The sequence below is a fragment of the Endozoicomonas atrinae genome (genome assembly GCF_001647025.1).
Classification (GTDB): Bacteria; Pseudomonadota; Gammaproteobacteria; order Pseudomonadales; family Endozoicomonadaceae; genus Endozoicomonas; species Endozoicomonas atrinae.
In genome coordinates, this window is record NZ_LUKQ02000253.1 from 1 (window position 1) to 7,473 (window position 7,473).

At 50.0% G+C, this 7,473-nt stretch carries 5 protein-coding genes and 1 pseudogene; 3 read left to right on the forward strand and 3 right to left on the reverse strand.

Annotated features, from left to right (window positions below; translation table 11 throughout):
* Positions 1–107 precede the first annotated feature (107 nt).
* The 3 genes and pseudogenes from AK963_RS35800 to AK963_RS23030 all read right to left on the reverse strand — a co-directional run bounded on the left by AK963_RS35800 (position 108) and on the right by AK963_RS23030 (position 3,681).
* A pseudogene (locus tag AK963_RS35800) lies at positions 108–1,604 on the reverse strand (acyl-CoA carboxylase subunit beta).
* Positions 1,601–2,149: an acyl-CoA carboxylase biotin carboxyl carrier protein subunit gene (locus AK963_RS23025; RefSeq protein WP_066017750.1), complete on the reverse strand. Its 549-nt coding sequence runs from the start codon at positions 2,147–2,149 to the stop codon at positions 1,601–1,603. The pseudogene AK963_RS35800 and the gene AK963_RS23025 overlap by 4 nt, the downstream one beginning before the upstream one ends.
* A complete protein-coding gene (locus AK963_RS23030; protein ID WP_066017751.1) occupies positions 2,149–3,681 on the reverse strand; it encodes an acetyl-CoA carboxylase biotin carboxylase subunit in 1,533 nt (510 codons plus the stop codon). The genes AK963_RS23025 and AK963_RS23030 overlap by 1 nt, the downstream gene beginning before the upstream one ends.
* 231 nt (positions 3,682–3,912) lie before the next feature.
* Between AK963_RS23030 and AK963_RS23035 the strand changes: the two genes are divergently transcribed.
* From AK963_RS23035 to AK963_RS23045, 3 genes are read left to right on the forward strand one after another with little or no spacing between them, the layout of a single operon-like run.
* The gene (locus tag AK963_RS23035; protein ID WP_066017752.1) at positions 3,913–5,946 is read left to right on the forward strand and encodes an acetoacetate--CoA ligase; all 2,034 of its coding nucleotides are present in this window, start codon (positions 3,913–3,915) and stop codon (positions 5,944–5,946) included.
* 36 nt (positions 5,947–5,982) lie between these two features.
* A complete protein-coding gene (locus AK963_RS23040) occupies positions 5,983–6,465 on the forward strand; it encodes a MaoC family dehydratase (protein WP_066017753.1) in 483 nt (160 codons plus the stop codon).
* Complete coding sequence (locus tag AK963_RS23045; RefSeq protein ID WP_066017754.1) at positions 6,465–7,472, forward strand: HpcH/HpaI aldolase/citrate lyase family protein; 1,008 nt, start codon at positions 6,465–6,467, stop codon at positions 7,470–7,472. The genes AK963_RS23040 and AK963_RS23045 overlap by 1 nt, the downstream gene beginning before the upstream one ends.
* Position 7,473 lies beyond the last annotated feature (1 nt).

Consider the following 7,473-nt stretch of genomic DNA (forward strand, 5'->3'; position numbering starts at 1 on the left):
GAAAATCAACATCATTAAAACCTTCGGGTAGCTGTGGTCGACGAGACATCTGTTCTAGATAATGCATGGTAATGATGCCTAAGCATAGTTGGCGGCAGCTTAAGGATTTAGAAAATGCGATTGGTATAATAAGCACTGGTCTGGTTTTCGAAATTGCCCAGAACATCTGCCCGAATCTCCGCCAGCTCTTTCTCATCCGGCTCAATTCCCTGACGCTTTAACTGGGCAAGCTTGATGGTTACCAGAGTGTTTGCTGCCTGGTCAGAGCCCATCACCGAGATCTGGCTGTTTGGCCAGCTGAACAGGGTCCGGGCATCAAAAGCTCTGCCGCACATGCCATAATTCCCTGCGCCAAACGACCCATTGGTCATAATGGTAAATTTGGGAACTTCTGAACAGGCCTGAACCATAATCATCTTGGCGCCATCTTTGGTAATTCCCCGCTGCTCATAATCTTTTCCGACCATGTAGCCAGTAATATTCTGGAGAAACACAAGCGGTGTCTTATTCTGGTTGCACAGCTCCATAAAATGCGCTGCTTTCAGAGAGCTGTCGTTAAACAGTACGCCGTTATTGCCCAGAATCCCGACCTTGTAACCCCAGATATTGGCAAACCCACAGATCATGGTCTCACCATAACCGGGCTGATATTCAGAAAAACGGCTGCCATCCACCAGCCGGGCAATGACTTCCCGCATATCAAATGGTTTGCGGATATCGTCCGGAATAATTCCATAAAGCTCTTCAGGGTCATACCAGGGATCTTCCGGGGTTTCACGCTGAACGGAAAACTTTGGTTTCTGATCCCACTGCGTAACGATTTCCCTGCCAATAGCTATCGCCTCTTTTTCATTACTGGCAAAGTAATCACAGGTTCCTGAAACCGAGGTATGCATCCGGGCACCACCCAGCTCATCAACAGACACCTCTTCTCCCGTTGCCGCCTTAACCAGCGGAGGCCCACCCAGGAACACCGCACCGGTCCCTTAAACAATGACCGAGTAATCGGAAAGTGCCGGAATATAAGCTCCACCTGCCGTACAATGTCCGAATACCAGTGATAGCTGCTTGCATCCCATCTTGGAAAGCTGCGTCTGATTCCGGAAAATCCGGCCCGCCATGTATTTGTCACCAAACAGCTCGGACTGCAGCGGCAAGAACCCACCAGCACTGTCACACATATGAATAACCGGCAGATGGTTCTCAATGGCAATATCCAGGGCACGGATAATTTTTTTCACCGAGAGTGGGTACCATGCACCACCTTTAACGGAGCTGTCACTGGCATTGATCACCACTTCCCGGCCACCCACAATACCAATACCGGTGATACAGCTGGCAGAAGGGGCGCTGCCGTCATAAGCCATATTGCCCGCCAGGGAGGAGAATTCCAGAAAGGGAGTCCCCGGATCAAGAAGCAACTCAAGCCGCTCCCTGGGCATCATCTTATTCTGTTTCTGCAGACGTTCAACATCACGCTGCGGGCGTTTGAACCGAGCCTCTTCCTGCGCTTTTTGAAAACCGGACACCAGCTTTCTGTTATGAGCTCGATACCTTTGGAACTCTTCAGAATTAGTGTCCAGCCTTGAATCAATTCTTCTCATGATACTGCTTCCCTGTTCGCAGGCTCCTGCCGCTCAGCTGATTGGATATTGGCCAGAACCGCCCCTTTATCAAAACTGGCACCTGCACTCTCAACCCCCAGAGACTGAACAACTCCAGCACGGCCTGCTTTTACTTCCATTTGCAGTTTCATGCTTTCAATCAGCATCAGCACCTGACCTTCTTCAACAAGATCGCCCTCTCTGACAGTGATCTCCAGAACGACACCTGGCATTGGTGCTTTTACCTGTCCAGATTGAGCCTGACCTGACACTCCAGCTGCGTCAGAAAACGCATCAACCGCTTCCAGCTGCCAGACCTTACCATCCATGTGAAGATGAATGGTTTGATCGTCCTGAACAGCGTAAAACTGTCGTACAACTCCATTAATGGAAAGTTCACCATGAACATGATCAAACCAGCGAATATCTGCACTGACCCGACGGTTTCTGCTCTGACTATCAGAAATTTCGATGATTCTGTTTGGTGTCCGGCGCAGTGGTGACACAACATACTGGCGGTCTGCCAGTCGATATTTGGGCTGCATCAGTTCCTCCAGTAACCAATCGCATCATAAGGTTGCGGAGTAGCCTCCTCCAGCCGCTGGATATTCCGGTCAGACAGCATCCCGGCGATCAGCAGTGCATCCAGCAACCCCTTGTCCGGATGACGGGTAACCAGATCATCCGCATAACGCTCAACAAACGCCGTATCAAACTCTCCGGAAGCAAAGGCGGAGTGCTCAAGAATTCGGGTCAGATATTCATTATTAGTATCTATGCCGAGCAGGACCAGCTCACGCAGAGCCTGAACCATTCTGCCAATAGCGTCTGCCCTGCTGCCGGCATGTACCACCAGTTTGGCCAGCATGGGATCAAAAGCGGTGGTGATTTCCTGCCCCTGATATAACCCACTGTCAAAACGTACTCCCTCTCCTGAGGGCGATTTCAACAGTAATACCTTACCCGTTGCCGGCATAAAGCCATTAAAGGCATCTTCAGCACAGAGGCGGCACTCGATGGCATGCCCCACCGGTGTCACTGCTTCCTGAGTTAACGACATGGGGTGGCCTGCAGCAATCCGGATCTGCTCTTTTACCAGATCAACGTCATAAACCATCTCGGTAACCGGATGCTCTACCTGAATACGGGTATTCATTTCCAGAAAGAAATATTCACCTTCCGGCGTATAAAGAAACTCTACGGTTCCAGCACTGGTGTAGTGAGCAGCGCTGGCAATGGCTACAGCAGCCTGACAGATTGACTCCCGTTGCTTTACCCCTTTCTCACCTGCTTGCTCTTCCGAGAAAGCCGGTGAAGGAGACTCTTCAACGATCTTCTGAAAGCGCCTCTGGATGGAGCACTCGCGCTCACCCAGGTGGATAACCTGCTGCCCATCCCCAAGCACCTGGACTTCAATGTGCCGTGCACTGGGAAAATAACGTTCGATGTAAACCCGGTCATCGCCAAAGTACTTCTCAGCTTCAGAGCTGGCGACACGAAGCGTACTTTCCAGCTCTTCCTTACTGTTGACGATACTCATTCCCTTACCGCCACCACCAGCGGAGGCTTTCACTACCAGGGGAAACCCCAGGTCAATAACGGACTGCATAAACCCGGGATCACCCGCAGACAGGGTGATGGATGGTGGAACGGGAACCTTCTGTGATGCCACAAACTCCCGTGAAGTAATTTTATCCCCCATCAACTCGATCACTTCTGGTGACGGCCCAATAAACGTAATGCCCTTGTCCTCCAGCGCCCGGGCAAAGCCGGCATTTTCTGAAAGGAAGCCATAACAGGGATGCACTGCATCTACGCCCAGTTGTTCACAAATGGCAATAATCTGTTTGATATCAAGATGGGCACCACTGGGGCTCTCACCAACAATTTCCACGGCTTCATCAGCCATCTGCACGACGGGAGACTTTCGATCAACGTAGTGATAAATCGCCACTGAAGGGATATCCAGTGAATGAAGCGCCTCAAGAACCCGGAGCGCAATCTCTCCACGGTTGGCTATAAGCACTTTTTTGAAGTGTGGTCCGGTATCTGGATTCTCAGAATTTCTGGCGGTCATGGTTACTTTCTTATTATTTCTGTCGACAGAGTCATCTTGAAAAACAATAATGAGCAAGACTCAATAAAAAAACAACCACTACTTTCATTGCATAACAGCTGATTTGCTCGAAACAGAAAACACCAAGCATCAATAATCATTGATAGTTATTGACGAGAACTCATCTTATAGGATTATAATTGAGCCAAACTCAAAATAATAAAAATATGGAAATAATCGTTGGTGAATAGCATGGAGCAGACAGCTGCTGGTGATCTGCTTTGGAGCCCATCCAAAGACAGAGTGGCAAATGCAGGGATTACCGAGTTTATTCAATGGCTCAATCAGAACTACGGACTGGAGATAGAAAACTATCAACAGCTCTGGCAATGGTCAGTTAACGATGTTGGCCAATTCTGGCAAGCCATCGGTCGGTGCTATCACGTCTCTTCACTCAACTCTCGAACAGACAAAAGCCAATCTCTATCTCCTTTGACTAACCCCACTATGCCTGGCAGTCGGTGGTTTCAGGGCTCCAACCTGAACATGGCGGAATATCTGTTATCCCGCGGCGAATTGGGGCCTCTCACCCGAACCGCCATCTTTGCCGAATCCGAATGCTTTGAACCCAGGGAGATCAACTGGATTGAACTGAGAGATCAGGTCTGCAAACTGGCCACCTCATTGAGAAAAATGGGTATTAAACCGGGTGACCGGGTGGTGGCTTATATGCCAATCTCCATCGAGTCCATCGTCGCCCTGTTTACCTGTATCAGTGTCGGCGCCATCTGGTCCAGCTGTTCGCCAGACTTTGGCGCAAAGAGTGTCCTGGAGCGTTTCAGTCAGATCAACCCGAAACTGTTGATCACCATGACCAGTTATCAATACAACGGTAAAGCCTTTGACCGCTCTTCAGAAGTCGATCAGATTATTGCTGCATTACCGGACCTGAAACAGGTGATTCATCTGCCCTGGCTGGATCACAACAACCCAAAGCCACCAAAATCCCAGCCCCACATTCAGATCACCAGCTGGCAATCTGCCCTTAACAATAAAGCCAGCTATCAGAGCTTTGAATTTGAACAGGTTCCCTTTGAACACCCACTGTGGATTATGTACACCTCTGGCACCACAGGCATGCCGAAAGGTATCGTACACAGCCAGGGTGGCGTTCTTCTGGAACTGATTAAGTTTGCCTGGCTGCACGACAACCTGACACCGGAGTCGGTAAAGTTTTTCTTTACCACCACAGGCTGGGCCATGTTCAACATGCTGATTGGTGGATTTGCCAGTGGCAGTGCCCTGGTGGTGTACGACGGCTGCCCAACCTGGCCCTCGACAGACCGGCTATGGGATATGACCGAGCGGTTTGGTATTACCTATTTCGGCATCAGTCCGACGTATATCAACAATCTGATCAAACTTGGGTATTCCCCCAAAGGCCAGTATAACCTGGGCAAAGTCGACACCATTGCCATGGGCGGCTCGCCGGTTTCACCGGAAAACTTTGCCTGGTTCTACCAGCATCTGCACAAGGATCTCCATATTGTCTCCATGAGTGGTGGTACCGATGTAGCCACGGCTTTTGTTGGCGGCGTCCCGACGGAGCCGGTGTATGCAGGTGAAATTCAGGCTCCCTGCCTGGGGGTCGATGCCTGCGCCTGGAATGAGAATGGGCAGCAGGTTGTTGGTGAATATGGTGAGCTGGTCATTAAACAACCCATGCCGTCCATGCCCCTTTATTTCTGGAACGATACTGATAATCACCGCTATTCAAGCAGCTACTTTGAGCCCTGGCCCGAGGTCTGGCGCCAGGGTGATCAGATTATTTTTAATCAGCGGGGTGGCAGTTATATCTCCGGTCGCAGTGACTCAACCCTGAACCGCCATGGCATCCGAATAGGTACTTCTGAAATCTATCGAAACGTTGAAAGCATTGAAGGAATTAAAGACAGCCTGATCATCAACCTTGAGCTGGAAAGCGCTCAATCATTCATGCCCATATTTATTGTGCTGGATGAAAAGCGGCAGCTGGATGACCGCCTGGTTTCTGCGATAAGGCAGAATCTTTCCGAGAACTGCTCACCACGACATATACCCGACAAGGTGTATGTCATTGATGCGGTGCCCTACACACTCTCCGGAAAAAAACAGGAAATACCGGTCAAGAAACTTCTGTCTGGCATCCCCCTGGAGAAGGCCGTCAACTTGGGCGCCTGCGCCAATCCTTCTGCCATGGATTTTTTCATTCAGCTGGCCAGCTCAATCCATCAGGAAGCCGTTTAGGGCACTTAGAGAAAAATAAAAAAAAGAGAATAAGCAATGCCAGGAATTTATTTTGACCAATGCGAAGTAGGACAAACCATCAGGCACAACCTGACTCGGACCGTTACCGAAGCGGATAATGTGCTGTTCTGCTCAATTACTCACAACCCTCAGCCGTTGCACCTGGATGAGGAGTACGCCAAAAACACCGAGTTTGGCCAACGGGTATTCAATAGCATGTATACCGTTTCCTTTGCCTGTGGTGTCTCGGTGGAAGACACCACACTGGGAACGCTGGTGGCCAACCTTGGCTTTGGGGAGATGAGGTTTCCAAAACCGGTATTTATCAACGATACCCTGAGAGTCGAAACCCGGATTAAGGAAAAGCGCGAGAGCAAATCCCGCCCCAATGCCGGCATTGTGACCTTTGAGCACGGTGTTTATAACCAGCGCGAAGAGCTGGTCTGCTCCATTATCCGCATTGCCCTGCTGCATAAACAGGCTAACGTATCCAGAAACACTCCGGAGAAACAGAGCTGATGCTGGCACGATCCTATCTGTTTGTTCCGGGGGACAGTGAGAAAAAACTTGCAAAATCACAGGGCACGGATGCTGATGCACTGATTCTCTGCCTTGAAGACTCGGTCACTGAAGCGCATAAGTCAGCTGCAAGGGCTATCGTCACAGACTATCTGAAGACCTACAGTGAAACATCGACAGCCACCCTGTGGGTCAGGGTTAATGCTCTGTCCACAGAACACCTGATTAAAGACCTAGTGGCTGTGATGGCAGGAAAACCCTATGGCATTTTCCTGCCAAAACCATCCAGCCATGAAGACTTTAAGACAGTCGCCAACTACCTGACAGCACTGGAAGTGCAGAACGATATCACTCCCGGCTCTACCCGCCTGATGAGCGTGGCAGAATCAGCACTGGGCACGCTGAACCAGCACCAGTTTCCTGATGCCAGCCCACGTCTGGCGGCCATGACCTGGGGAGCAGAAGATATGTCAACTGATCTGGGAGCCACCACTAACCAGGATGAAGCGGGCAATTACTTCCTGATTCACCAGATAAACCGGGCCAACTGTCTGGTGGTTGCTGCTGCGGGAAACATGCAGGCTGTGGACGGCATCTGCCAGGACTTCAAAAATTCTGACCAGCTTCGTCAACAGTGCCTGCATTCACGCAAAGAGGGCTTTTCCGGGAAGATCGCTATTCACCCTGCTCAGGTAGCCATCATCAACGAGTGTTTCACGCCCTCAGAGGAAGAAATTCGTTATGCACAACAAGTGGTTCAGACCTTTTCAGAGTCCGGCGGTGCAGGCACCGTCAGCCTGGCTGGAAAGATGCTCGATATTCCTCACCTCAAACAGGCTCAGAAAATTCTGAACCAGGAAGCACTGATCAAACATAGAGTAATACCAATTCCATTTTTAAATTATGAAATAACAGCCCATGAACGGGAGCATAGACTTTTCAATCGGCCAACTTCAGAAAGTAATTCATTCCATGCCTCACAGCATTTATTGATAATATCTTCATAGT